28 protein-coding genes are annotated in these 24522 nt (G+C 46.3%); 10 read left to right on the top strand and 18 right to left on the bottom strand.

Annotated elements, in window-relative coordinates; genetic code table 11:
* Positions 1–43 precede the first annotated feature (43 nt).
* Together VP504_RS23265 and VP504_RS23260 are read right to left on the bottom strand one after the other, a co-directional pair.
* Positions 44–1627 (bottom strand): hypothetical protein, encoded by a 1584-nt coding sequence (locus VP504_RS23265; RefSeq protein WP_325894416.1) that lies wholly within the window; start codon positions 1625–1627, stop codon positions 44–46.
* Positions 1628–1852: 225 nt separating this feature from the next.
* Positions 1853–2746: a LysR family transcriptional regulator gene (locus VP504_RS23260; RefSeq protein WP_325894415.1), complete on the bottom strand. Its 894-nt coding sequence runs from the start codon at positions 2744–2746 to the stop codon at positions 1853–1855.
* Between the two features lie 218 nt (positions 2747–2964).
* On the opposite strand from VP504_RS23260, the gene dgcN reads away from it, so the two are divergent.
* The 6 genes from dgcN to VP504_RS23230 all read left to right on the top strand — a co-directional run bounded on the left by dgcN (position 2965) and on the right by VP504_RS23230 (position 7510).
* Positions 2965–3978 (top strand): N-acetyltransferase DgcN, encoded by a 1014-nt coding sequence (gene dgcN / locus VP504_RS23255; protein ID WP_325895431.1) that lies wholly within the window; start codon positions 2965–2967, stop codon positions 3976–3978.
* A gap of 1 nt (position 3979) precedes the next feature.
* Positions 3980–4918, top strand: coding sequence for an N-acetyl-D-Glu racemase DgcA (dgcA, locus tag VP504_RS23250; protein ID WP_325895430.1), 939 nt, complete (start codon positions 3980–3982; stop codon positions 4916–4918).
* Positions 4919–5111: 193 nt separating this feature from the next.
* Entirely contained in the window at positions 5112–6245 is a 1134-nt protein-coding gene (locus tag VP504_RS23245; protein ID WP_062713048.1) for a fatty acid desaturase, read from the top strand.
* A gap of 101 nt (positions 6246–6346) precedes the next feature.
* Complete coding sequence (locus tag VP504_RS23240) at positions 6347–6574, top strand: hypothetical protein (protein ID WP_062713050.1); 228 nt, start codon at positions 6347–6349, stop codon at positions 6572–6574.
* A complete protein-coding gene (locus VP504_RS23235; RefSeq protein ID WP_325894414.1) occupies positions 6567–7043 on the top strand; it encodes a GNAT family N-acetyltransferase in 477 nt (158 codons plus the stop codon). The genes VP504_RS23240 and VP504_RS23235 overlap by 8 nt, the downstream gene beginning before the upstream one ends.
* 2 nt (positions 7044–7045) lie before the next feature.
* Positions 7046–7510, top strand: a complete 465-nt coding sequence (locus VP504_RS23230) for a GNAT family N-acetyltransferase (protein WP_325894413.1) — start codon at positions 7046–7048, stop codon at positions 7508–7510.
* 47 nt (positions 7511–7557) lie between these two features.
* On the opposite strand, the gene VP504_RS23225 is transcribed toward VP504_RS23230, so the two are convergent.
* The 4 genes from VP504_RS23225 to VP504_RS23210 all read right to left on the bottom strand — a co-directional run bounded on the left by VP504_RS23225 (position 7558) and on the right by VP504_RS23210 (position 11580).
* A complete protein-coding gene (locus VP504_RS23225) occupies positions 7558–8508 on the bottom strand; it encodes a serine protease (RefSeq protein ID WP_325894412.1) in 951 nt (316 codons plus the stop codon).
* 213 nt (positions 8509–8721) lie between these two features.
* Positions 8722–9141 (bottom strand): GFA family protein, encoded by a 420-nt coding sequence (locus tag VP504_RS23220; protein ID WP_325894411.1) that lies wholly within the window; start codon positions 9139–9141, stop codon positions 8722–8724.
* Positions 9142–9250: 109 nt separating this feature from the next.
* Complete coding sequence (locus tag VP504_RS23215; RefSeq protein ID WP_325894410.1) at positions 9251–10243, bottom strand: cytochrome d ubiquinol oxidase subunit II; 993 nt, start codon at positions 10241–10243, stop codon at positions 9251–9253.
* The gene (locus tag VP504_RS23210; protein ID WP_325894409.1) at positions 10240–11580 is read right to left on the bottom strand and encodes a cytochrome ubiquinol oxidase subunit I; all 1341 of its coding nucleotides are present in this window, start codon (positions 11578–11580) and stop codon (positions 10240–10242) included. The genes VP504_RS23215 and VP504_RS23210 overlap by 4 nt, the downstream gene beginning before the upstream one ends.
* A 577-nt stretch (positions 11581–12157) precedes the next feature.
* Here VP504_RS23210 and VP504_RS23205 point away from each other — a divergent pair.
* Positions 12158–12439 carry a hypothetical protein gene (locus tag VP504_RS23205; protein ID WP_062713069.1) on the top strand — a complete coding sequence of 94 codons (282 nt, stop codon included), beginning with the start codon at positions 12158–12160 and terminating at the stop codon, positions 12437–12439.
* 12 nt (positions 12440–12451) lie between these two features.
* On the opposite strand, the gene VP504_RS23200 is transcribed toward VP504_RS23205, so the two are convergent.
* Both VP504_RS23200 and VP504_RS23195 read right to left on the bottom strand, forming a co-directional pair.
* Positions 12452–12853, bottom strand: coding sequence for a DUF1801 domain-containing protein (locus VP504_RS23200; RefSeq protein ID WP_325895429.1), 402 nt, complete (start codon positions 12851–12853; stop codon positions 12452–12454).
* 54 nt (positions 12854–12907) lie between these two features.
* Complete coding sequence (locus tag VP504_RS23195) at positions 12908–13894, bottom strand: CobW family GTP-binding protein (protein WP_325894408.1); 987 nt, start codon at positions 13892–13894, stop codon at positions 12908–12910.
* Positions 13895–14116: 222 nt separating this feature from the next.
* Here VP504_RS23195 and VP504_RS23190 point away from each other — a divergent pair, with 222 nt between their 5' ends.
* From VP504_RS23190 to VP504_RS23180, 3 genes are read left to right on the top strand one after another with little or no spacing between them, the layout of a single operon-like run.
* Entirely contained in the window at positions 14117–15502 is a 1386-nt protein-coding gene (locus VP504_RS23190) for a TldD/PmbA family protein (protein WP_325894407.1), read from the top strand.
* Complete coding sequence (locus VP504_RS23185; protein WP_325894406.1) at positions 15502–16845, top strand: TldD/PmbA family protein; 1344 nt, start codon at positions 15502–15504, stop codon at positions 16843–16845. The genes VP504_RS23190 and VP504_RS23185 overlap by 1 nt, the downstream gene beginning before the upstream one ends.
* Positions 16846–16901: 56 nt before the next feature.
* Positions 16902–17408 (top strand): GNAT family N-acetyltransferase, encoded by a 507-nt coding sequence (locus VP504_RS23180; protein ID WP_325894405.1) that lies wholly within the window; start codon positions 16902–16904, stop codon positions 17406–17408.
* Here VP504_RS23180 and VP504_RS23175 read toward each other — a convergent pair.
* The 10 genes from VP504_RS23175 to VP504_RS23130 form a co-directional block, all read right to left on the bottom strand.
* A complete protein-coding gene (locus VP504_RS23175; RefSeq protein WP_062713076.1) occupies positions 17403–17876 on the bottom strand; it encodes an NYN domain-containing protein in 474 nt (157 codons plus the stop codon). The genes VP504_RS23180 and VP504_RS23175 overlap by 6 nt on opposite strands.
* A gap of 61 nt (positions 17877–17937) precedes the next feature.
* Entirely contained in the window at positions 17938–18321 is a 384-nt protein-coding gene (locus VP504_RS23170) for an MAPEG family protein (protein WP_325894404.1), read from the bottom strand.
* A 56-nt stretch (positions 18322–18377) separates the two neighbouring features.
* Positions 18378–19232 (bottom strand): alpha/beta fold hydrolase, encoded by an 855-nt coding sequence (locus tag VP504_RS23165; RefSeq protein ID WP_325894403.1) that lies wholly within the window; start codon positions 19230–19232, stop codon positions 18378–18380.
* Between the two features lie 82 nt (positions 19233–19314).
* Positions 19315–19905: a TetR/AcrR family transcriptional regulator gene (locus VP504_RS23160; protein WP_062713081.1), complete on the bottom strand. Its 591-nt coding sequence runs from the start codon at positions 19903–19905 to the stop codon at positions 19315–19317.
* 127 nt (positions 19906–20032) lie between these two features.
* A complete protein-coding gene (locus tag VP504_RS23155; RefSeq protein ID WP_325894402.1) occupies positions 20033–20581 on the bottom strand; it encodes a GNAT family N-acetyltransferase in 549 nt (182 codons plus the stop codon).
* 388 nt (positions 20582–20969) lie between these two features.
* A complete protein-coding gene (locus VP504_RS23150) occupies positions 20970–21458 on the bottom strand; it encodes a DUF1772 domain-containing protein (RefSeq protein ID WP_325894401.1) in 489 nt (162 codons plus the stop codon).
* A 72-nt stretch (positions 21459–21530) separates the two neighbouring features.
* Positions 21531–22082: a Crp/Fnr family transcriptional regulator gene (locus VP504_RS23145; RefSeq protein WP_062713086.1), complete on the bottom strand. Its 552-nt coding sequence runs from the start codon at positions 22080–22082 to the stop codon at positions 21531–21533.
* 376 nt (positions 22083–22458) lie between these two features.
* A complete protein-coding gene (locus tag VP504_RS23140; RefSeq protein WP_325894400.1) occupies positions 22459–23091 on the bottom strand; it encodes a flavin reductase family protein in 633 nt (210 codons plus the stop codon).
* A gap of 99 nt (positions 23092–23190) precedes the next feature.
* Positions 23191–24090, bottom strand: coding sequence for a pyridoxal-phosphate dependent enzyme (locus VP504_RS23135; protein WP_325895428.1), 900 nt, complete (start codon positions 24088–24090; stop codon positions 23191–23193).
* 33 nt (positions 24091–24123) lie between these two features.
* Positions 24124–24309, bottom strand: coding sequence for a hypothetical protein (locus tag VP504_RS23130; protein ID WP_442788921.1), 186 nt, complete (start codon positions 24307–24309; stop codon positions 24124–24126).
* Positions 24310–24522 lie beyond the last annotated feature (213 nt).

Below are 24522 nucleotides of genomic sequence, written 5' to 3'. Positions count from 1 at the left end.
AAACTGTTCAGTAAGAGAAATGCTTCACTTGTCTATTCGTGAACTAACTAGCAATGCTTTCTCTGTTTGCAGTAATGATCTGGTTGAGTCGGTCCGGTTCGCTCACCAGCGTCGGGAACTTAAGGTACAAGTGATGAAGGCAGGTTAGACACAGCGAAATACAGTCATTTGTTTTCTCACGGATTTCCTCTGCATCCCACCAAGCTTCGCCAGAAAGTATCAAGTTCCAGTCCTGGGTCAGCATTTGAGCAACTTCAACGGCCTCCTGAGCATCACCTTGAATCAACACGCTGACCGCCTGTGCAACATTCTCAGCTTGGGCTCCCGCCCCAAAAATATTTCGCAGAGCAAGAATCGCATCTAACAATCCATCCAACCGTTCCGGCTGTCGGGCCGCACTGAATAACCTGCCGAACGCAAGTCGAATACCCGTTGAGTCAGTATCCTCAAGAAGCAGACTCCAGCTTTCTAGGTCATCTAGTACACTGTTGGTCACTGAAACCGGTTCGTTCGCCTCTTTTACCGTATCGACAATCTGCTTCGCCCCTTCCAAAGAAAACGGATCGATATGCCATGCCCATTCTGGTGCGACAAATGGTGGTGTCTGCTCTAGGAAACACATCGCCATACAGAGCGTAATATTGAGCTCCGTAGCCACTTTATCGCTTTCAGCTTCCATCACATCTTCCGGCCATTCATCGTCTTCCAACAAATCACCGACGTTGATCGCATAAGCAAAACCGGATTCCAACATAAAGCCGCTGTCTTTGCGTTTTGCCATTTGGCTTGGCAGTTGAAGAACATACTCTGCGATAGCTGGCGTATAGCGGCGAATGGTTCCCCATTTGGTATCCAAGGCATCAAAATCAGTCAGGGCTGCATTTCGAAAACCCACAAACAAAGGGATCTGCGCGACTTCTCCATCAGCGACACTACGCGCAATTTCAAGCATCTCTAGAACAGTTTCGACGAAGATATCTACCGAGATTGGTCCACGTATACGCATCAGGTCGTAGCTGTTAATCAAAAGCGCAGCGGGTAGTGATGAAAGTGTGATCACCCCACGTTTGCCTTTGGAATCGGCATAGTGACCAAAGGTTTCACTTGGTTCATTACCAATTGTCTCGAAGACCCGTTCAAAAGAATGATCTTCGATAAAGTGTCGATACAAAGATTTTTGACTCGGCAAATGCATGATTGCTGCACTTAGATGCCCAGACGCACGATAGAATAAATGAGGACGAGCCCCTGCTTTAACCAGAAACAACGGATAGAGTTCCGCTGCAACGTTGGCTAAGCTACGAGCAAGAGGATCAGCCGCATTCACAACTGGCGTCGTGCCACCGTTTTGGTGACGCCAGACGGTAAACATATGTTGACCATTTTGCAGCACAAGAGGCAAACGATGGAAGAAGGACTGTTCAATGTCGCCTTGTGATACCGCCACCGCGCGCATTTGTCGGCACAGTTGGATGTATGAAGATAAGGTATCTTTTTGCTTCGCGTTCAGACGAGCCTGATCTTGCATCACCAGTCTCGCTTCCGCTTCGGAAACGTTCAAAATATAACTGACAACGCGATGCCCCATGGCTTTGACGAAATTCGGGATAGGTTCTTTCAACGGCATGTCACTCCCAGCGTCAATGAATCTCTGCTTCAACCCCAGTCAACAGAGAAGTCGTCCCCCCAAACAGCACATAGGCTATCTGTTCTCAATGCCACTAGCTTTATCTTGAAGGCAGGCTGTTTAGGTTTAGTTAGTTGTTCTAGTTATCGGCAGCGTGTTAGAAAAATATAGCAGCAACCGGACAAGATCTTTCCAGCCAAACCACCGTTTCTTGAATTTCACTATTTAGTTGAGAGAGTTACCGGTAGCAATTTTTTTCAGCGCCGACCACACTTTTTCTCCCGATGGATGCAATCGGGATTGATAGCGATACGCATAGTAGGCCACTTGACGGACATACTTCTTATCTCCCATCACTATCAAGCGACCATCCCCGATTTCATCTCGAATCGAAAAGTCCGGTAGCCAGGCAACACCCTGACCTTTCAATGCTTGAAGTTTCAGCATGTCGACCATGGAAGAGAGAAACACGGTTGTTAGATTCAATTCAGCACGAAGGGAGTCGGTTTGTCTTCCCATGTAAGATGTCGGGTTATAGGCTAGCCATGGTGTCACCTTTTTAGATTCGAGCGAAAACTTTGGCAAACCTTTTTCGTTAGGCGCTGTGACTGGCAGTAAATCAGCATGACCTACCTGAATGTAATCAAACGGTGGTAATTTCAGGTGTTCGTTCTCAAATGCCATTAACAAATCACACTCGCCTTGCTGGAGCGCGTCTACGGCTTCATCCACGTTCATCGCATCGACACTCAACATCGGCAAAGTTTCTGGTGTGAAAGCCTGCTGAATAGCTAATGTCATATCAAGAGCCAATGAATGAGCAGAAGCAATACGAACCAAGCTGCCATCGGAATAATTGAGTGCCGAAATCTGACTAATCCCCTCTTCCATCTGATGCACCAATGTTCTGGCGGTGACTCGGAAAATTCGACCACTGGCTGTTAAAGCAACAGGGGTTTGAGTGCGATCAACCAACTCTGCGCCAACGGATTGTTCCAGCATGCGAATACGGCGCGAAAAAGCAGGCTGAGTAATATTTCGCAGCCCTGCAGCAGTGGAAAAGTTCCTCGTTTCTGCCAATACCAGAAAATCTTCCAACCATTTACTTTCGAGATTCAAGTCAAGTTCCCTTACCTAATCTGTAGCCTCATAGGAATTGTAGTACTACCAGGAAGTCATAAATTGATATATATCTCATATATATGTCTTTTCTATAACGAAACGGTATGGGCAAGTCACAAACGGCATTTTTCTACAATGCCTGACACTCCTATAGTGAAAACATCACTTTAGGACATTATGCAGCACGCTAAGGCGTGCGAGATAAAAGGAAAATGATGAACATACCCGCCCCTTACCTGCTTATGCTTGGCGAAAGTCACGACCCACTCGCTATCAAAACCGCACGCGGTATTCATTACTGGCGATCAGAGAAATGTTTGGGACAATTGCGTTTGAATGATGGCGTGCCTTCACTCGGCCTTCCTGAAATGGACGCCAAAACTGCATACAGGCAAGGTGCGAAAACCTTTGTACTGGGTACCGCAAATGCAGGCGGTGTCCTTGCAGAACAGTGGATTCCGATGATTATTGAAGCGATTGAACTAGGCATGCATGTCGCATCAGGCTTGCATCAGCGTCTTGCAGACGTACCAGCTATTGCTATTGCAGCGGAAAAGGCGGGCGTTCAACTTTACGACCTCCGTTACTACGTCAAAAAGCTGGATGTGGGTAGCGGTAAAAAACGTTCTGGCCGACGTCTGCTTACTATCGGCACTGACTGTTCCGTCGGCAAAATGTTCACCACCTTGGCGCTCGAAAAAGCGATGAAAGCGCGCGACATTAAAGCAACCTTCTGTGCGACAGGGCAAACAGGCATCTTGGTGGAAGGCAAAGGTATCGCAGTAGATGCGGTGATCTCAGACTTTATCGCAGGTGCAACAGAAGCCTTGTCGCCAGAATGCGATGCCGATGAGTGGCAACTGATTGAGGGTCAAGGCTCCCTGCTCAACCCCGCATTTTCGGGCGTGACAATGGGTCTTTTGCACGGTTCACAGCCGGATGCGTTGGTAATTTGCCATGAAGCGAATCGCCCACACACACGCCATATGCCATATATGCCTATGCCAAAAGTGGAGGACATCATGGAGCTTACTTTAAGATTGGCAAAACTCACTAATCCGAACCCTCGCTTTGTCGGAATGGCAATCAATACCTCGGTACTAACTGAAGATGAAGCCAAGATATATCTTAAAGAGATGGAGGAAAAGCATGGACTGCCTGCTACAGACCCAGTCCGATTCGGTGTCGAAAACATCGTCGATCATCTGGTCAGCAGTTTCGGGGATTAAGATGCAAATCAACGCACAGATAGTCACTTATACCTTAAAGCGCCCCTTTACGATTTCCCGTGGTAGCCGAACTCATGCGGAGGTGATTCAAGTCGCCATAAAGAAAGACGGGAAGGAAGGAATTGGGGAGTGCTCTCCAACTGGCCGTTATGGAGAAACCTTTGAGAGTGTATTGGCACAGATTGATTCGGTAAAAGAAAAAGTTTTCGACCGCTCACAGTTGAAGGTGCTCTTGCCAGCGGGCGCAGCTCGCAACGCGCTTGATTGCGCATTGTGGGATCTAGAAGCCGATAACTTTCCCTATGATTTTTCTTTGCCGGATCACATCCAAACAGCGATGACCGTTTCAATAGCGACACCACAAAAAATGGCTGAAGAGGCGAAAGATTACGTTGAACAAGGCGCTAAGCTGATCAAGGTAAAGCTCAATGGCGATGATGTTTATGAGCGCTTATCTGCAGTGCGCGCGGCGGCACCGGACAGCACATTGATCGTCGATGCCAATGAAGCCTGGAGAAATTTAGATATAGAGGCGACGATTAAACAAATAGCACCGCTTAATATCGCCATGGTTGAACAACCCTTGCCTGCGGCTGGAGACGATGTCTTGCGCGAGGTTTCAAGCTCAATTCCATTTTGCGCAGATGAAAGCTGTCATACCGCAGATGATGTTGACGGTTTGGCAGGTAAATACCAGATGGTGAACATTAAATTAGACAAAACCGGCGGTTTAACGGCAGCATTTGAATTAGAACAAGCAGCACGCACAAATGGGATGCAAGTCATGGTTGGCTGTATGCTTGGAAGTTCGGTCGCCATGCGTGCAGCTCTGCCTATAGCTGCGAACGCGGTATTGGTTGATTTGGACGGTGCATTCCTTATCAGTGATGATATCCAGGGCGGATTAACCTACCAGAACGGTAGTATTATTATTCTGTAGTCCCTTTTCATATCATTAGTTCACATTGCGGGTGAAATGCTTTCATGGCGTTTCACCCTTTTTTATTACTTTCGAGCGAGTCACCAAATTAGACGGCGAAATTGAGACAAATTGTTAACAGCTATCTTGACCCCCTAGATACCAGTCACTATTCTAGCGTACATGTGTACGCTGGAATTTTGCGGTATTTAACATGGAATCAACTAACACAAATAAACCGCCGATCATTTGGCTGAATGTCTCGGTGTTTGTCGCTACTTTTGCGGTGGCGATAATTGGTACGCCAATTTGGGCTTACTATCATGGATTTGACTGGGCACAAATCGCGATGTTGCTTGTCGCTTTCACATTTAGCGGTATGTCAATCACAGCGGGTTACCACCGTCTTTGGTCACACAAAACCTATGAAGCCCACCCTGTTCTGAAATTCATTTTTGCTCTTGGCGGAGCCTACGCTGTCCAAAACAGTATTCTTCACTGGTCCTCTGATCACCGCGTACACCACCGCCACGTTGACGACAATGACGTAGACCCATACTCTGCCAACCGCGGCTTTTGGTACTCTCACATCGGCTGGATGCTGCGTGAATACCAGAAACACCGCTATTCTGACTACAGTAATTGCCGCGATCTGCAGAAAGACAAAATAGTGATGTGGCAACATAAGTATTACCTACCGCTAGTCATTGCTACTAACTTCGGTATTCCCATCGCTTTCGGTCTCATTCATGGCGATTTTTGGGGTGCCATTATTCTGATTGGTTTCACCCGTCTGGTTCTCAATCATCACTGTACTTTCTTTATCAACTCGCTGGCACACATCTGGGGCAATCAACCGTACACCCAGAAAAACACAGCGCGTGATAATGGTATTCTGGCATTCCTGACCTTCGGTGAAGGCTACCATAATTTCCACCATATCTTTGAGAACGATTACCGCAATGGCATTCACTGGTGGCAATTTGATCCAACCAAGTGGCTCATCAAATCGAGCAGTTGGCTGGGACTGACCAAAAAGCTCCGCATCACACCGCCGGATCGCATTGAAAAAGCAAAGGCGAGGATGATGCTGAAAAATATTCAAGCGCGTCTAAGCCTTGCGCCAAATGCAACGCACCGATTACAGATTGTTGAGCAAGAATATGAAGCACTGGTGGCGCGCATGAGTGATTACTATGAAGCGAAAAAACGCTTACTCGACCTCAAGAAACGAAACCTCTTGAAGAAATACGAGCGAGCTATTCTGGTGCAGCAGTTACAGATTCTGAAATCTGATTTTCAAAAGCAGAAACGCAATTGGATGACGCTCACCGCTTCTTACGCCTAACCGCCCAATGATACTATCTACACAAAAGGGCAGAGAAATCTGCCCTTTCCATTTTTTAAGCGATAACCTTTTCAATCCACTCGAAACTTACAAGGAATTATATGAATATTGGTCGCCTTCCCGTTTGGTGGTTTATCATTATCGGCGTTGCATCAAACCTTTTCGCTGAATGGGTCTTAAGCCGATTCGGCTTTCAATACGACATCTTCAACGAAGGCTTTCATCTTGGAAAACTGCTCATCGACTCCGGTGTATTTATCGCGTTTTTCATCTTACTTAGTCTTGTTTACTTCAAAAAAACAGCCACAGAAAAGCATCATCATGATTAAAATTCGCCGTTATCGCAAAGGCGATGCACCATTGCTTTGGTCACTATTCTTTAACACTGTCCGCAACGTCAACATCAAGGACTATTCACAAGCACAAGTTGAGGCTTGGGCGCCGACCGGGTTCAATGCAGAGATCTGGGCCAATAAGATTGAAGACCTCAATCCCTTTGTTGCAGAAGTTAAAGGGAAAATTGCCGGTTACGCCGATATTCAACATGACGGGCTTATTGATCACTTCTTTTGTGACATGGCATTTCAAGGGAAAGGGGTGGGCAAAGCTCTGATGCAGGCCCTATTTAGCGAAGGAAGTCAGTCCGGGCTCAATCTCTATCACGCTCATGTCAGTATCACCGCACGCCCGTTTTTCGAGCGTATGGGTTTTAATGTGGTGAAAGAACAGCAGGTAAACATTCGGAGCGCTGTTATCACTAACTTTCTGATGGAACGCGTGGAAACGAAAGGAAATTAAACTTGGTAATACGACAAGCCACCCCATCCGATATCGATGAGATATTCGGTATCTATAAACAGATTGCCCAAACACACTTCGATAACGCACCGAATGCATTTAACCCTCCATCACAAAAAGACAAACGTTTTCTGCTTTCCAAAATCCAAGATGATGCCTGGTGGTTTGCCGTAGCTGATTTAAAAGGCCAGATCGTCGGATATACCATGGCAAGGCTGGACAAAAATGAGACCGTTCCATTTCTCACCAACACACTCATTTGCCGCCTAAATACCATTGTGGTTGACCAGAGTATTCAAACCAAAGGTATTGGCCGTGCACTTATCGATGCCTGCAAAAAGTGGGCGGAAGAAAATGGCGCTGTGGAAGTCCGCTTGGAAGTGATGTCATTCAATCAGAATGCGGTTGGTTTCTATGAGCATATCGGGTTTGAGAAGCTTTCCCACACCATGTGTCTGTCTCTCTAACCCACACGAAAAAGCCGGAGAGATTTTTCAATCCTCCGGCTTGGTTTTTAGCGATGAGCTTTCTGGCTTGAGACTCTTATAAAAGCAGCAAGCATCATCAGTGTCAGTAACCAAAGGGGAATTGAACCGCCACCTCCGCTGGTACTTTGGGTTAACGGAATGGTTCTGTCGGGCTCATAGCTAGAATTCAGATTAAAGATGTCCGTTGTGAAAGTAACGTCCGGTCGTTCATAGCCACCCATTTTTTCATCAATCCAGTCGTAGAACGTTGAAATCTGTGTAAAACCATCTGCGTAATCAACTAATCCACATCCATATTTTGATGTGTAGCTAACAACGCCAACCGCCACATAGCCTCTATCGTTATCGGATACCGCAGATGGATCCTGCCAAATTAGTGGGCCACCAGAATCTCCGAAACAAACACCCGTTGCTCTCTCACTGTTTGCACAAATAAAGGATTGAGAGTCACTTCCATAGCAACTTAAATCATCCATACCTGTCATTAAAGTATGCTTTAAGAATCGACTGCCTGATTCTGTCGTTCCCGTTCTTCCCCATCCAGATACGAATAGATTTTCGGTCGCTGCCACCGAAAATTGGGCATCCAAATCACCCTGCTTTAATAAAGGTAGAATTGATACGGGAGTCGCAGAAGCAGCGATATCTGAAGAGAGGTGAATCACAGCAATATCTGATGTTAACCACTCATCATCATAGTCTGGGTGTACATCGATTTTTGAGACTGCAGAGATATTCTCATCAGGGATATACGCAACATCTTCATAGCCAGTGACGACATTCAGCGTTGACGTACTCACTTCCACAACACAGTGTGCAGCCGTTAAAATGTGACGCTGACCGATAATGATACCACCGCAGAATTTGCCTGAATCATCAATCAGAGCAGCTTGCCAAGGCACATCACCAATCTGCACATAAGCCCCATCAACGATGGCCGGAGTCGGCACATTTTCTGCCGCAATCGTGCTTCCCAAAAAAGAAGTGCTAGCTAAAATGCCACCCAACACTGTTAAAGACCAACTGTTAATCACAAGCACCTCAAATCTCGACATTCTTTTATGAGATTGAGGATATCCTGCAGGTAAGTCTGGGTCGTATACTATTCGAAAAGACGCGGCGAAGTTCTCAATATTCGGTTTTTAGTGAGAACACTTTACTTTGGTTCAATGTGCCAAGTAGCCAGACCTTTAGTGCTCTCTCCCCTCATCAAACTGCGGCAATTCATCGGTAATGTCATACCACTGCGCTTTAAATTTCTTGAAAATATGCGCATCAGGCTTGAGTGGAATATCACTTTCCAGCGTGCCAAGCGTAAACTCAACCAAGCTACCATCACTGTTTGAAGCCTCAAACAGCAAGCTGGATCCGCAATTTTCACAGAAGGTTCTTTTGGTGTCATTTTCCGCCACATAGACTTTCAGTTTGTCTTTGCCTTTCGTGAACCGGAAATCCTCCTTTTTGGCTTCACCAAAAGTAGCGAATGCAGAACCATGAAATTTTCGACACATGGAACAGTGACAATGCCCCATTTTTGGCTCGATATGATCAACTTCATATTGGATTTGGCCGCACAGACACTGACCTTTGTAGCTGGCAGGTTTTGTCATCGTAAACTCCTTTTACTGGTAAATTATCACCCTACCCTAGCCCCAACTGAATTAACAATAAAAATGGGCACCTCACCGGGTGCCCAATTTGCTTTTTATAGGTGACTTTTTACAGATAACTTAACTCTGTCGCTTTTCCTTTGAAAATTCGATAAATCATAAAGGTATAAAGCAAGATCATTGGCATCACGATGGCCGCTCCCACACCCACTATCATAAGGGTTGCAGGTGCACTCGCTGCTTCACTCGCAATCATGATTCCTGGCACGACATCAGGGAAGAAGCTGTAAGCCAATCCGAGAAAGCTCAGGGCAAAGATCAGGCTGACGCCGAAGAAAGGCCATCTTGCTCCCAAGTCATCTTTTACGGGTACCTGACGCAAGTAACGGTCAACGAGGAAAATAATCGACATCACCACCAGCGGCACTGGCGCAAGCAACAGCATTTCTGGGAAACTAAACCAGCGCTCGGCGACTTGTTCGTTTACTAGCGGGTTGACGATACTGACCGCAGCAATCCCCAATGCTGCCAACCAACCTGCACGTCGTGACCATTTGGCTGCCCTTTTCTGCAATTCGCCTTCAGTTTTCAGCACCAACCAAGCACCACCGATATACACATATGCTGCAGTCACACAGAGCGAACTCAATACCGCAAACCCGTAAGCTGAGGCTGAATCCTCAAAGCCCATAATGTAGCGACCCATCATGTAGCCTTGGGAAAGCGAAGCGATCAATGAGCCCGCTTTAAAGCATAGGTCCCAGTTATCCTTTCTATCAGCCTTTGCCTTGGCACGGAAGTCAAACGCCACCCCACGCATGATCAACGCAATCAGCATAAACGCTGTGGGCAAGTAGAGCTCGGTCAGAATCAGACTGTGAGCAGTTGGGAAGGCAATCAGCAAAATGCCAACCGCCAATACCAGCCAGGTTTCGTTTGCATCCCAGAAAGGGCCAATGGATGCAATCATCCGGTCACGGTGCGCTTCATTGTTGGAAGGGAGCAACATCCCCACACCAAGATCATAGCCATCTAAAATCGCGTACATGAACGCGGAGAAGCCAAGGAGCAGCAGGTAAATTTCCGGTAAATAGTCCATCAAGCGCAGGCCTCCTTAAGGTTTTTATTTGGCTCAGTTGATTCAGCGTTCAATCCTTTCCTTGCGAGATAGAAAAGCGTACGAATATAGGCAACGAGTAAAACGGCATAAACAACCAAATACATCACCAGTGATAACATGACATTGCCGCTAGAAACCGTTGTAACGGCATCCGAAGTGCGAAGCACGCCATTAACCAGCCAAGGTTGACGGCCTATCTCAGTCACATACCAACCTGCCAAGGAGGCAACCCAACCTGAGAAAGTCATTGCGACCAATACATACAGGTAGGGCTTTGGGAGTTCACGCTTTTTGATAATTTTGAAAGCTCCATACCCCGCCACCAGCAGCATCAGAACGCCAACACCAACCATGATCCTGAAACCATAAAACAGAGGAGACACTGGGGGATGGCCCTCAAAATCATTCAATCCCACCAATTTACCATTCAAGTCATGTGTCAGAATCAGGCTCGCCAACTTCGGAATCCCAACTTCAAAATCGTTGGAACGGGTTTCTTCATTGGGCACAGCAAACAAAAGTAAAGGCGCACCATTTTGTGTTTCCCAAACGCCTTCCATCGCCGCAATTTTTTCCGGTTGATGTTCAAGGGTATTCAATCCATGTAAATCACCAACAAAAATCTGAACCGGAATTAGACCTGCTGCCGCCAGCAATGCGACTCTCAGTCCGTTTCGGGCAGGTTTGTGGTCTGGTTTTTTCAGGTATTGGTAGGCGCTGATACCGGCAATCAAAAAGCTTGCGGTCAAACCCGACGCCAACAAGGTATGTGCGAGGCGGTATGGCATGGAGGGGTTGAAAATCACCTCCTTCCAGCTGGTGACCTGAACAATACCGTCAATCAACTCATAGCCCGCAGGAGTGTGCATCCAACTGTTGAGCACCAGAATCCAGAAGGCCGACAATGTTGTTCCGATGGCCACCAAGAAAGTCGCCAGCGTATGTACCCATTCGGCAACGCGGTTACGTCCAAACAACATCACCCCGAGGAAAGTCGCTTCCATAAAGAAGGCAGTCATTACCTCATAACCGAGTAACGGCCCTGCAACATTGCCGACTTGCTCCATAAAGCCCGGCCAGTTAGTACCAAACTGGAAGCTCATGGTAATACCCGAAACCACACCAAGCGCGAAAGTCAGAGCGAATACTTTGACCCAGAAGTAATAAAGATCCAGCCAAGCCGAATCTTGGGTTCGGTTAAAGCGGAGTTTGAAAAACACCAGCATCCAGCCAAGTGCAATGGTGATGGTCGGGAAGAGTATGTGGAAACTGATGTTCGCGGCGAACTGTATTCGCGAGAGCATAAGGGTTTCTAACATCGTTGTACCTCAATCATAAACAACTCGAAAAATGGGCTTTGAAAACACGTTCAAACAAAGAAGTGAGATGCTTAGTGTGATGTCGAGTACGCGCGGCACTCTTGTTAATTGATCTATATCAATTTTCATTTAGGGTACGAAAGAAGGATTCAGTGAGGATCTACGTCGAATTGTTTAGAAATATTAAGGGTTAACACTGGCACAACAAGCCAATTACATACCCGTGATTTATGTGCTGCTAGACAGCGATTTCATGGAGGCGTAAGATTTCGCTCCCTTTATTAGGGCCTGTTGACCTTTGGTGATGATTTTTGCAGCAGTTTGTGGGGATTTTATGCAAGGCAGAGGCTTCGACGTGTAGCTAGCCTACATGAGAATCCGATAACGCAGCAGAAATTCCCCACAAACGCTGCCCGAAGGGTTCGACTGCGCGTCCCGTACTCTAAGCGTTTTATGCTTTGTTAAGGTGTATTTGCTTAGAATGACTAGGCGGCACACACCTCGCCGCGCCTAAAACGCTTATAGCTAGAACAAAATTTAACCACCAAAGGTCAACAGGCCCAAGCGAGTCATAAAAATGGCTAAAAAACCGACTCGCATGGATGCAATGAAACAGATTATTGAGCAGGTAAAGCAGGAGCTTCCTCTCTACGAATCCGACACTTTTGTGTGCGGCCCAGAAGGTAACTGTATTGGTTGTCCAAAGAAGCTGCTGGAAATAGTGGACTCAGAACTGAGTTATTGGGAATCAGCTATGTCTCGCGGTATCACACCGCAATTCGACGAAATTCGCCGTTTTGGCAAGATGTGTAACAACGTAAGGCGTGGTTTAGTACGCAACAACATTATTGCGGCTTGATAAAGCTCGGAGCTAGAGGCCAAGAAGTGGCTGTCTTCTTCTCGATTGATAAGTGAACGCCGCTTCAATGCAAACCCTCAAAGCCTTATCCGGAAAAGGCTGATTTAATGGGAACGAAAGCTCACGGTTTCCAGAATAATTAAACGCCTCTGGCATCACTTCCTTCAGCGTATCAATCATCAAACTTTGGCAGTGAAAGAAAATAGAAATTGATTCTGGCGATTTCGATTTCCAATCAAACCTCAGCGGCGTCCCGCCTTTTACAGAATAGCTAGGTTCACCCCATTTCAGACTCTCGTCGACACTAACACCGCTTTCAGCTGCGACAGCGAAAATCAGTTCCCTAAGTTGTAGTAATCTAGATTTTGTCGGCTCTGGGTAACTCTCAAACTTTGCCTTTATCTCTTCCTTCATCACGCTGAATTCCTTTTCCGATGAAAACGCCCGGCATTTAGCCGGGCGTGACAATTATTCTGAGATGAACGACAGCAGGATGCCTTCAAGCTCGTCCCAAGGTAGCAGTTCTTTGTCGATAACTTCGACGCGGGACTCAACGCCTTGCAAACTTATTGGACTGACTGTCACCATCTGGTTCACGACATTGAATGCAAACATACCGTCATCGGTATTCATCACGGCTTTCACCCGTTCCGCATTCAAGTTCGCAAACAGACCATAGAGAGAATCGAAAGGAAAAATGGTTGTCGGTTCGAACACCCAACCACAACTTACATAGCCCTGCCCTTTGTTTTCTTTGCGACGGTATTTCTCACCCGGCTCCAGCTCAAACGGAGGCATTTCGTCATCGTCGTGTGAATGATGGTGCCCAAACTGCGCATTACGGTCGACTCGCGGCAAGGCTAACCAGTCAGGGTTGAGTTGTCCTTGTTCAACATACCCTGATGCTAACTTCGCGATTTCAGCGCTTTTGACATAGTCATCGAACGCTTCAATGTCGGCTGGTGAACTGAGGTCGGCTTTGTTTGCCACCACCACGTCTGCCAATGCCAACTGATCGCGGAAGTTCTGGTTTTCGGTATAACGCGCATCCGCAAAGTTACGCGGATCAACCAAAGTAATCGTCGCATTCAGCTCGATATAATTTTCGTAATGCTCTGAAAGCAGCTTACCGATAATGTCTTTAGGGTGTCCCAAACCAGTTGGTTCAATCAACAATCGATCCGGATTTTGTGCCAACAGTGCGTTGATGCCGATAGCCATGGGTAATCCCGCCACGCAACACATGCAGCCACCCGGAACCTCTTTTACCATCGCGCCCTGCTCACTGAGAAAAGCACCATCAACACCCACTTCACCGAACTCATTCACGAGCACAGCCCAGTTTTCATTTTCCGGTTTTTGTTTGAGCAGATTAAGAATGGCAGTTGTCTTACCTACACCTAGAAAGCCGGTGATAATATTGGTCGGGACTTTTTTGGTTAGCTTGTCGGCCATGGAAATTCCTATCAGTACGCTGATCATTGTCAGGCTCAGCAGTGTATCAACCCCGTGCAGATACGAAAGTACAATTTCTACATTACGTAAATGTTTTGAATGAATTTTAATCAAACAGTCTGCACCTATATCACTAAAAGGCACACACGATTGGTGCTCTGCTTGCAAGCTGTTAATCTCAAAGTAACAAATGAGGAAACTGACTCTATTTAGGAGGAAGGGATGTTAAATACCAGCACTGCCAAAGCAGTGATTGACCACGCTCTGTTCTTGGGCGCGGATTTTGCGGAGTTGTTCGTTGAACGACAGCATTCAGGAAGCGTAGAGTTACTTTCCGGTGAAGTTGATAAAGTGAATTCGGGTATCGACTTCGGTATCGGTATTCGTCTTTTTTTCGGTCACAAAGTGCTTTACGGCTATACCAACAGTTTGGACGAAGAAAAACTTAAGCAGGTTACTTCCCTGCTCTGCGCAAAAGATAAACGTGACCAAATCGCAAAAGCCGGCGCATTGAACTTCACCCAACATGATGATCGCCATCCGGTGAGCATGCCTTTCTCGGCAAACAACCATGTCGAAGAGAAAATTGCGTTTCTCAGACGTGTCGATGCGAAAGCCCGGTCGCAGAGCGATAAAATCTCTCAAATCATTGGTCGTATCGCCCAACGCGAGCAGCAGATAGAAATCTTCAACTCTACCGGTCTGCACGTTTTAGATACCCGCCACTATACCCGTATCGCCTCCTCTGTTGTTGCCACACATGGTAACGAGCAATCTACCGGTTACGAAGCGCCGGGTATGCTTTCTGGCTGGGAGTTCAACTCTCATGTTGATCCAGAGGAGCTTGGCGAGGTAGCCGCAAAGCAAGCATTGATTAAACTCGGTGCAGATGCTTGTCCATCCGGTGAAATGCCGGTTGTGATTGGTAATGGTTTTGGCGGTGTGATTTTCCACGAGGCATGTGGCCACTTGTTGGAGACCACTGCTGTCGCCAAGAAGGCATCTGTCTTCTACGACAAAATGGGTGAAATGATTGCCCATCCTGCTGTTAGCGCGGTTGATGATGGCTTAATGACAAACGAATGGGGCTCCATCAATATTGATGATGAAGGCATGGAAACCCAGCACACCCAACTGATTAAGGACGGCAAGCTCACAAGCTTTATGGTCGACCACATGGGCAGCTTGAAAACCGGATTCGAACGCACGGGATCTGGTAGACGAGAGTCCTATAAATATGCCCCAACCTCCCGTATGCGTAACACATTCATTGAACCGGGTGACGCGTCATTCGATGACATGATAAGCAGTGTGGAACGTGGTATCTACGCTAAGAAAATGGGCGGTGGCTCGGTTCAACCGGGTACTGGTGAATTTAATTTTGCGGTTCAGGAAGCGTATTTGATTGAAGACGGTAAAGTGACCAAGCCGCTTAAATCCGCCACGCTAATAAGCACTGGTCCTAAAGTGCTTAAAGAAATCAGCATGGTGGGTAAAGATTTTGCACTTGCTGCTGGCATGTGTGGTTCGGTCAGTGGTTCAGTACCCACCACCGTCGGACAACCAGCACTTAAAGTCGACAACATTCTGGTAGGAGGCGGTAACTAATGAGCGAGCAAAAAACATTAGAAAACGCCGTCGAGCAGGTGCTAGAACTGGCACAGAAAAGTGGTGCGCAGGCCGATGTCATCGCATCTAGCAGCGAGAGTTTTAGCCTGAAAGCTGACCAAGGCGAACTTTCAGAATATAAAGTCACCGCAAGTCAGGTCATCGGCGTCCGAGTGATAAAAGATGAGCATGTCGCCATCAGCTACTCTGAATCACTCGAGCCAGAAAATTTGGCGCAAATGATCGATCAGGCGCTGACCAACGCCAGCTTTACCAAGAAAGATCCTCTCCAAAAAATTCAAGCTGAAGGACTGAACATCAGCACGAAATACCCGGAGATTTACCAACAAGACGACGCGACGCCAGAACAGAAGATTGAGCTGGCTTTGTCGCTTGAAGGGAAGATCCGTGAAAAACCATTGGCAAAAGGCGCGCCTTACAATGGTTACAGTGAAAGTAGCGGCATCACGCTGTTAGGCAATACCTTGGGAACACGCTGTTTCCACCAATCTCGTTCGCTGAGCTGTTACACCGCCGCGTTAATTGACCACAATGATAAGCAAGCTATGCATGTCGCTGCGTCTGTAGCACGAACCTTCGATGGCTTGACGCCAGAGAAAGTCATCAACGATGCCTATGACATGGCAGAAGCACTGCTGGAAGGCACGCCGATTGCGACTGGCCAATACTCGGTGATTTTCGAGCAAGAAAGTCTAAACGAAGTACTGGGTGCTTTTGGCAGCGTATTCTCCGGTGAATCGGCAAAACGTGGAATTAACCCCTGGCGTGACAAGATTGGCCAGCAAGTAGCAAGTCCACTGCTGAGTTTCAGGGATGTGGCATACATGTCTGGCGGCCATGCTATTAAGTCATTCGATGGCGAAGGCTTCGAAACAGGTGACACGCCGCTTATCGAGAATGGCGAGCTGGTTGGCCTGTTACACAACTCGGCGACAGCGGCACATTTCGGAGTTGCACACACTGCCAACGCAGGGCGCTCGCCAAAAGGTACCTTGAGCGTCAGTTCGCGACATGATGTCATTGGGGCAGGCACCAGCAGTGAAGCAGAAGTCACGGCAGGTGAATACCTTGAGCTGATTGACTTGCAGGGTGTCCATTCCGGAGCAGACGCTATCAGCGGTGATTTTTCATTTGGTGCCAGCGGCTTCCTGTGCCGCGATGGCAAGCGAATCCAGCCAGTACGGGGCATCACTGTCGCGGGTAACTTCTACACCATAATCAAAGAAATTGAAGCGGTAGGTAACACCGTACTACCAAACTATGCTGGACAGTTCTACTCTCCGCTTATCCGTTTCGCACGATTAAACATCGCAGGTAAATAACTCATCTACACTGAAAGAGTCCTGATTTAAGGACTCTTTTTTCTTGGAGATTTTACATGCCACAACCGCTCCTCATCACGCCTCGCTTGACACTACGGAACCTTAACGAAAACGATGCTAGTTTCATCAACCGCCTCTACAATACTGAAGGTTTTCTTCATTTTGTGGGAGATAAAAATATTCGCTCTACTATTGATGCCGCGGTGTATCTTCGATCAACATTATTGCCAATGCATAAAACACCAATGATGGGTTTATTGGCAGTAGAACTAAAAAATACTGAAGATCCCATTGGAGTGTGTGGGCTGATAGATAGAGACTCTCTTGATGCCATTGATTTGGGGTTTGGCTTTTTCCCTGAGTTTCAAGGGCAAGGATATGCAAGAGAAGCCGCAACTGCAGTGTTAGACATGGCCAAAAAGTCACTTGATTTGGCAGAAGTGGTGGCGATAACACTTGAAACGAACATAGGATGTTTGAATTTGCTGGAGTCCCTAGGGTTCCAAAAAACCGAGGCTGAAAATCCTGAGCCCGAAGTCATGTTATTAAAGCTGGAACTATAGCAACAGGTCGTCTTCAATACGCATAAAGCAATCAACGCTGTTTATCAACGAATTAGCTGTCAGCATCGGCACTCCAAACACAATCGCCTCCTTGCCATAACGGATACGTACTTTATCCATCAGTAAATCAAAGTCGCCATCACCAGAAAGTAAAATCACCGCATCAACTTCTGGCGCCATTTCCATCACATCAATAGCAATACCGACGTCCCAGTCACCTTTGGAGCTACCATCACTGCGTTGAATAAAAGGCTTAAGCTTTACTTCAAAACCGATATGGCGAAGTGCATCCTGAAACTTGATTTGCTGATCGTCATCTCGGCGGATGGCATACGCGTTAGCAACTACCACTTCTCCCATTTCCTGAAGCTGTTGCCAGAGTTTTCGATAGTTAAACTGTCGACCATAGGCTTGACGGGTGGTGTAATAAATATTTTGAACATCTGCGAATACAGCAATTTTCTTCAAGGGAAGTTCCGGTGTGCTTATTGAAGGACAAGAGGAGAATAACACACCGGGATAATAATATTTACAATATACCTAGATATAGCGACCAGAGTGCTGAAGATATCAAAACGCTAAAGGTCAGAAACATACCGTAAACACGGAATGCCAAAGGTTCACTGGGTTGACTCACCGCATAAGCATGAAGCAACCGCCCGATCAGCAACAAAGCACCCAGAATATGGAGGTATTGGCTTCCCTGGTCTAATTGGAGTTCCACCATAAGCATGAGTAACAAGGCAAACGGTACATACTCTGCAAAATTACCATGTGCACGAATCGCCTTTCTCAGTAGCTTTTCATCACCATCACCCAAAGCCACTTTATAGCCGTGCCGAAACTTAACTACCCTCAACGCCAGGAAGATAAACACTAGACAAAGTAGCGCAGCATAAATAGGTGTAATCATAAGTTTCTCTTACCAGCGATTTTCTACCCAATCAACTTCAGCTATTTGGGTAGACGTTAATTGAGCGACCGAGCCACGTCAGAAAATGCTTCTTTCAATGATTCGCTTTTCAGCACACGCCCATGACCCAACCCTTCCGTTTCCACCAAGGTCACATGATCATAGATGGTCGCTTCTTTTGACACTTCAAATGGCGCAAAACGGTCACCTTTGTCATGAACGATCACGACCGGAGATTGGCGTTTACCCAGCTTAACGAATGGATCGATATCTTCGATACGGACATTGTATTCACGCCCGACTGATGCAATCACCTCCTTGAACAGTTTAATTGAGTAACCAGACGCTTCAATGGTACCGAATAGATTGTCCCAGTACTTGAGAACAGGCGCGACCAGAATAATTGGCTTACCTTGCAGCGCTGGATGCTCGCTTTCCAGTAATGTTGAACCTCCCATGGAGTGGGCTAACACACCTTCAATCGTTTCCTGCTGGTTGAGAATACCGTCCAAGGCATTCAGGAAGGCGGGAATACTCCCTTCTTTGCCCTCACTTTTTCCATGGCCTGGGTGGTCATATGCAAGTGCGGTATAACCTACCTCAGCGATGTATTCCATCAATGGAAAGAACTGGTTTGAAGAACCAGACCAACCGTGTGTCAGCACCCAGGTTGGCCCAGAACCCAACTTATAAGTCATCATGTTGCCTTGCGCTGTTGATGTGGTTTCAACCACCATTCCTTCCGGCATAGGATTACTTTCTCGTCCTTTCGCCGGCGTTAAAAACAAACGACGCGCTGTTTTTACGGCATGCTTCGGCGCAATTTTGTAATGAAGCCGACTGGCTACGCTCAATGCTCCACGTCTAAAACTGAACCGGTTGTTATTGCCAAAGTAGATTTTGCTACTCATGGATGCTCCTCAATTTTTAGAACGGTCGTGCTATTTGTATTCAAAGAAAAAGCAGACTGGGTATTCGTCTGCTTTCCGCTAGTTATTTTCGGACTTTATTGAACAGGCCATCGATCCCCGTCCAAAACTTCTGCGCCCCTTGAGATTCTAACTTCAGTGTTCTGAATAGATGGCTACTCAGGTACAAACCGTAAAGCTCATAAACAGCTTGCCAACAGTCCAATTCTTCACGAAACTCGCCGGATTCAATGCCTTTTTCGAACTGAATATGCAGATAGCTCAGCCACTTTTTGATTGTTCCTTCCAATGCCTGTTGCATCGGGTCTTCGTCATCATGGCTTTCACGCCAGGCATCAAGAAACATACAACTTCCCTGAAATGAGCTGTTCCAGGTTAACCAGTTATCCAGCATATGGCGGATCTTCGCTTCGATGCTTGGGTGTGATGCTTCCCGGCAAGGGACGATGATACGAGCAGCAAAACACTCACCGGCAAACATCACCACTGCAGCTTGAAGATTACTGCGCGAGTTAAAATGCGCAAACAGCCCACTTTTGGACATACCGACCCGCTTAGCAAGTTCTCCAATGGTGAGGCTCTCCAACCCTTCCTGACTCGCCATTTCAAAGGCGACGTTCAGTATCTGTTCCCGCGTCTGTTTTTTTTTGCTCATTCTACAATTCTCAAACTTCTAAAATTAAAAATAGCACGAACGTTCGAATTATCAATTACTGATAGCACTGGTCAGAGTAGTCTGTTAAACCATACTCTTATGGCAGTTTCCCTCGGAGCACATCCATTTAAACACCTTCTTTGCATTCATTGGCAGTCTCAATCCACTTACTCAAAACAACAGTATCCCATTTGCGATCGGCGAACAGCACGCCTCCTACTCTGTATTCTGTTTCCACCATTCCCATTTTCTTACATAGGCGAATCGCCGCTTTGTTCGCTGCAAGCGTCTCAGCATAAAGCAAGTTAATGCCAAGATATTTAACGCCAAATGACAACAGCGAGGTCATAGCTTCCTCAGCCAGACCCGAGTGATGAAACTGACGTCTAAATCCACAACCCACTGAGGCTTTTCCTTCCGACTCAAGTCTAAGCCCTGCTGTTCCGATAAACTCGCCAGTATTCCTATCACATACCGCTAACTGAAAGTGAGTACGCGGAATGGCTGTAGCCTGCTCTTGAAATAAGTGCACCAAAAATGCTGCCTTTTCCATACTCACATCTTCCGCAGAATAGAATCGCCGATACTTTTCATCCTGTGTCATACAGAAATAAGACGATAAGTCTTCTGGACGGAAGTCACGCAGCGTTAATCTTGTAGTGATCAGTTCAAACATCTAAACCTGCCGTCTTTCATGCTCATTGGGAAAGTCACTCAACCCCTAATATTTTCAAAATCAGCAGGTTGATTAAGCCAGCATTAAGGCTTATCACTGACGGTTAATCCTTAACGGACACATCGCAATTAACACTTTTCAACCGATTGTTTCATTGCGAACGCGATTTGCCTTCAACGTATTTATGACAAAAAACAATGAAAAATACTCTCGCTACAACTCTGCTCATGCTCGCGGCTTTGCCCGATTTCGCTGCTAACACCAAAATATAACGTTGTTCCCGTTCCTGGTAGCACTGTTTACCGCGACTGAATCAGATGGCCATGAGGTGAGCCAAACTCGCACCATCGAGTGAAACGGTTAAACCTATCACGCCCACAGAGAGAGCCTACCGTGCTCGCCTGTCCCATGTAACAAACTCCCTCAGAAGCAACGCTCCGATAAATACAGCTATCGAAACGATGGCTCTGAAAAGATTGGCGCGATTCCATTCTTTTCTCACAACTTCCCAGTCTGTTGGCAGCACTGAAGGGTCCCAAGACTCGGTGTAATAATTAAGTGGAAGATTAACTAAACGGGTAAACACAATAATTCCCAAGATGTAAGTCAGAGCAATCAGCAACCAACCCAAACTTATCATGGTTTGTTTTTCCTTTAACCAATAAATCCCTGTTACCAAAGGCAGCAATCCCGCGCCAAAGAAACAAACAAAAAATGCTGTATGCCTGACTTTTTGGTTAAAGAGAGATTGGACGCTGGCATAGGTCTCACCATTGACCTCAAGCATCGCCATATTCACATTGAAGCTGTATGTAGCAAAAAAGCCTGCCATCAACCCCAACAATATCGTTGAGCTCACGCCAAGTAACCTGTTCATTTCATTTGCTCCCTATTACTCACCATTTTCTAGTCAGAGATAGTTTGCATCGACAAACAGTTGTGCTCCTTATCATTTGGTAAGTTGGCGTTTAATCCTCGAAAGAGATTCAGGAGTCAATCCCAAGTAACTGGCTAGATGGAAGTCTGGAATATTTTCAATCCAGTCCTGCTTAGTCTTAAACAGCTTTTTGTAGCGCTCTTTGGCATTCAAGTGTAGCCAATCTCTTTCCCTCTCGAGTTTTGAGTTGAGCAATCTTTCGACCCAAAGTAACGCAAAGTGACGCCATTCTTCCTCATCAAAATGTTTCTGCAAAGATTCAACCTTCCATGAAACGACTTGAATATCAGTCAAAGCTTCAATGAAAAAGCCACTGGGGGAGTTTCTTAATCGCTCTGTAACTGGCCACAGAAAATCTCCCATCAGGAAGAACGCTTTGTTGTGCTCACGTCCATCTCTATCTAGGTAGTACATTCGAACAGCCCCTTTTTGAAGCCAGTAACAATGCTTCCAGATATTTGACGCTGAAAGTAATATCGTCCCGCTAGAAACTCTGAGGCCATTACCACTGTTTTCCAGGTGTGTTCTCACATCTATTGGCAGATCAACAAACGGGGACTTCATTCTCACTCATCCTAGACACAACGATAAAAGTACCAAAACCAATTCCACTCCTTTTCCATCCATAGCAATGAATTGTCCAAAACGACTTCAATTTATTTCTATTCAATTTAGAAGTATCTAATCAAGTTATGCACTTTATATCTTAATCTTGAATATTGCTCAGAAAACAATAACGACACACATGTCAGATATCAGCATTCACCTATCAGGTGAGAATATGCTCATCACATTTGATAATGCGACAAAAAGGTCGTATTGAATAAGCATAACTTAAGCGATCTTCCGGAAGCATCCATGTTTGATTTCGCACAAACATGACGATCAAAAAGCGGAGGCTTGGACTCCGCTTTTCCTTTCTCACCTATCAGATACTTTCTCAGTCAATAACATCTGATTTCTTCTCTGGCTTCGCATAGCTCAATCGTCCCAACCTATTGGTAACATGGTAGCTATCAAGGCCGGACACTGCGACTGTTTCCAACGCCTCTACGTCGATGTAACCATCACTCGCTATCACATCCTCTTCCACCAACACGTTGTTGATTTCGCCAATTACCAAAACTGTGCCATTGATCTCTAACGTCTGTGATTCTCTCAACAACAACGAATACTTAAGTCGGCTTTCCGCCACAAAGGGAGCTTTCACTCCATCCAACCATTCTGGTGTCAGGCCAACTTCAGCAAACTCGGAAATCTCCTGTGCATAGCGGGCTGAGGTTTGATGGGCTTCTTTCCAGATATCGGCATTGACCTGATTAATCGTGTATTCGCCTAATTCGAGGATATTTTCGAGTGTATCCCTTGTAACGGTATGAGGACGCATGATCATGCCAACCAGAGGTGGGTTCGCGCCAATGTGGAAGACAGAGCTCACAATCGCGAGATTAAGATTACCCTTTGCATCTTTGGTGCCAATGAGATTAGCGCTTTTGAAGCCCGAAAGACTGTTAATGAGCTTGGCGCGGTACCTATCTTCCAGTTGTGCTAGCTTTTCGCATTTAAATTGCATGATGGCCTCTTTTTGTCATACTTGGCTATCAATACCAGCATAACGCCCATATCGATCATCAACACCCAAACAACCTTAACTATTGAGCAAACGTTAGAATCAAACGCCATATTTTCTTTGGTATCTCGGCAACATACTCTCATTTCCGACGAGCCCCCCCTGATGAACATATAACAGCGTCTTGCCTTGATTTTCTGGTAACCAGTCATTCAAACAACACCACATCAAGGGGTCGTATAATAAATCAAACTCAACGCCAGTTTGTTCAAGTAAGGCTTTCCATATTTGGTAATCATTAAGATATAGCTTTCCAAAATGATGCTTAGTGGAAGATTCCAAAACCGTTGGAAAGCAAGATTCTCCAAGCTCTTCAAATTGCGAAATCAAATACTCTTTTCCACCCACGCACGGACACGTCAGCACTTCAATGCCATTCGCCTTGAGGTGCTTGTGCAAGAACAACGCAGTGGTTCCTGTTCCTGCGGGCAATGCTACACAGAGGCTCTCCTTCTTGTTGCTATGCGCCCACTCAAGAATTTCCTGCGCAAGTATTGTCACGCCCTGTGCCGCAATTGGCGAATGACCTCCCTCTGGTACCAACAAGCATCCTTCGTCAAGACGATGCGCTTGAATATAATCGTGTGGATGCAATTCCGAATCAGTCAGTTCTGACACAGCAATAACCTCAGCACCAAGTTCCAATGCCATCCGGTAGTTTCCAATAGGTTTATCTTTCAACCACCCCGGAACACGATCGACATAAAATTCCAACTGCCAGCCTTTCATCTTCGCTAGCGCAGCGAGCGACAGCAGCGAGTTCGCCTGTGGGGAGCCGTAACCAATTAGATGGGTAATATTCTTGTCTTCCAGTTCCAAAAAAGCCATTAACTTTCGCGCTTTGTTACCAGAGAAATGAGGGTGAAGTTGGTCATCGCGTTTTAGAAAGAAAGCGCGGCCTTCAAAGGTGTGCTGAGTAACTGGAGAATGGGAGAGTTTCATTAACATCTATAAATTCTGGCACATCCGGAGATTCTATCTGACTTCACTATCCAACCCAATTGCTGTCTCAAACTTTACCTGACGCATTGCCAACGATGTGTGGAGCTTACGAATGTTTAAGTCAGTGTGAAGCACGCACTCGACAAAGGCTTCGTAAGCTTTAGTGTCCAGCATATTGACGGCTCTGTGATGGCGGCATTCTTTTGAAGGTGCAGCCATCTCCACCTAGAGGGTAGACAAACAGCACGACGTCAGTCGACTCCCCCGAAGGGGGGTCCTCAATGCACCCACTTCTTCGTTGAATTCCAAGGAAATAGAATAATTATTCCTCGTCATCAGAAATTAACACTTACCTAATCTGTCTCCCCTGTAAATAACCATCAAATAACACCTTCAATATTCGCCTTAACTCATAACACTTCAGTGAATTAA

The sequence above is a fragment of the Grimontia sp. NTOU-MAR1 genome, assembly GCF_035758505.1.
Taxonomy (GTDB): domain Bacteria; phylum Pseudomonadota; class Gammaproteobacteria; order Enterobacterales; family Vibrionaceae; genus Enterovibrio; species Enterovibrio marinus.
The sequence above is the reverse complement of the archived record's forward strand: the minus strand, read 5'-3'. Positions and strand labels throughout refer to the sequence as shown.

What these genes read in the sequence shown, in the direction of transcription:
- VP504_RS23170 (WP_325894404.1), bottom strand. Translation starts at nt 18,321, where the DNA reads ATGATTACACCTATTTATGCTGCGCTACTTTGTCTAGTGTTTATCTTC.
- dgcA (WP_325895430.1), top strand. Translation starts at nt 3,980, where the DNA reads ATGCAAATCAACGCACAGATAGTCACTTATACCTTAAAGCGCCCCTTT.
- VP504_RS23130 (WP_442788921.1), bottom strand. Translation starts at nt 24,309, where the DNA reads ATGGCTGCACCTTCAAAAGAATGCCGCCATCACAGAGCCGTCAATATG.
- VP504_RS23220 (WP_325894411.1), bottom strand. Translation starts at nt 9,141, where the DNA reads ATGACAAAACCTGCCAGCTACAAAGGTCAGTGTCTGTGCGGCCAAATC.
- VP504_RS23160 (WP_062713081.1), bottom strand. Translation starts at nt 19,905, where the DNA reads ATGAGCAAAAAAAAACAGACGCGGGAACAGATACTGAACGTCGCCTTT.
- VP504_RS23185 (WP_325894406.1), top strand. Translation starts at nt 15,502, where the DNA reads ATGAGCGAGCAAAAAACATTAGAAAACGCCGTCGAGCAGGTGCTAGAA.
- VP504_RS23195 (WP_325894408.1), bottom strand. Translation starts at nt 13,894, where the DNA reads ATGGCCGACAAGCTAACCAAAAAAGTCCCGACCAATATTATCACCGGC.
- VP504_RS23245 (WP_062713048.1), top strand. Translation starts at nt 5,112, where the DNA reads ATGGAATCAACTAACACAAATAAACCGCCGATCATTTGGCTGAATGTC.
- VP504_RS23240 (WP_062713050.1), top strand. Translation starts at nt 6,347, where the DNA reads ATGAATATTGGTCGCCTTCCCGTTTGGTGGTTTATCATTATCGGCGTT.
- VP504_RS23150 (WP_325894401.1), bottom strand. Translation starts at nt 21,458, where the DNA reads ATGAACAGGTTACTTGGCGTGAGCTCAACGATATTGTTGGGGTTGATG.
- VP504_RS23155 (WP_325894402.1), bottom strand. Translation starts at nt 20,581, where the DNA reads ATGTTTGAACTGATCACTACAAGATTAACGCTGCGTGACTTCCGTCCA.
- VP504_RS23205 (WP_062713069.1), top strand. Translation starts at nt 12,158, where the DNA reads ATGGCTAAAAAACCGACTCGCATGGATGCAATGAAACAGATTATTGAG.
- VP504_RS23190 (WP_325894407.1), top strand. Translation starts at nt 14,117, where the DNA reads ATGTTAAATACCAGCACTGCCAAAGCAGTGATTGACCACGCTCTGTTC.
- VP504_RS23265 (WP_325894416.1), bottom strand. Translation starts at nt 1,627, where the DNA reads ATGCCGTTGAAAGAACCTATCCCGAATTTCGTCAAAGCCATGGGGCAT.
- dgcN (WP_325895431.1), top strand. Translation starts at nt 2,965, where the DNA reads ATGAACATACCCGCCCCTTACCTGCTTATGCTTGGCGAAAGTCACGAC.
- VP504_RS23165 (WP_325894403.1), bottom strand. Translation starts at nt 19,232, where the DNA reads ATGAGTAGCAAAATCTACTTTGGCAATAACAACCGGTTCAGTTTTAGA.
- VP504_RS23145 (WP_062713086.1), bottom strand. Translation starts at nt 22,082, where the DNA reads ATGAAGTCCCCGTTTGTTGATCTGCCAATAGATGTGAGAACACACCTG.
- VP504_RS23180 (WP_325894405.1), top strand. Translation starts at nt 16,902, where the DNA reads ATGCCACAACCGCTCCTCATCACGCCTCGCTTGACACTACGGAACCTT.
- VP504_RS23200 (WP_325895429.1), bottom strand. Translation starts at nt 12,853, where the DNA reads ATGAAGGAAGAGATAAAGGCAAAGTTTGAGAGTTACCCAGAGCCGACA.
- VP504_RS23135 (WP_325895428.1), bottom strand. Translation starts at nt 24,090, where the DNA reads ATGAAACTCTCCCATTCTCCAGTTACTCAGCACACCTTTGAAGGCCGC.
- VP504_RS23140 (WP_325894400.1), bottom strand. Translation starts at nt 23,091, where the DNA reads ATGCAATTTAAATGCGAAAAGCTAGCACAACTGGAAGATAGGTACCGC.
- VP504_RS23210 (WP_325894409.1), bottom strand. Translation starts at nt 11,580, where the DNA reads ATGTTAGAAACCCTTATGCTCTCGCGAATACAGTTCGCCGCGAACATC.
- VP504_RS23235 (WP_325894414.1), top strand. Translation starts at nt 6,567, where the DNA reads ATGATTAAAATTCGCCGTTATCGCAAAGGCGATGCACCATTGCTTTGG.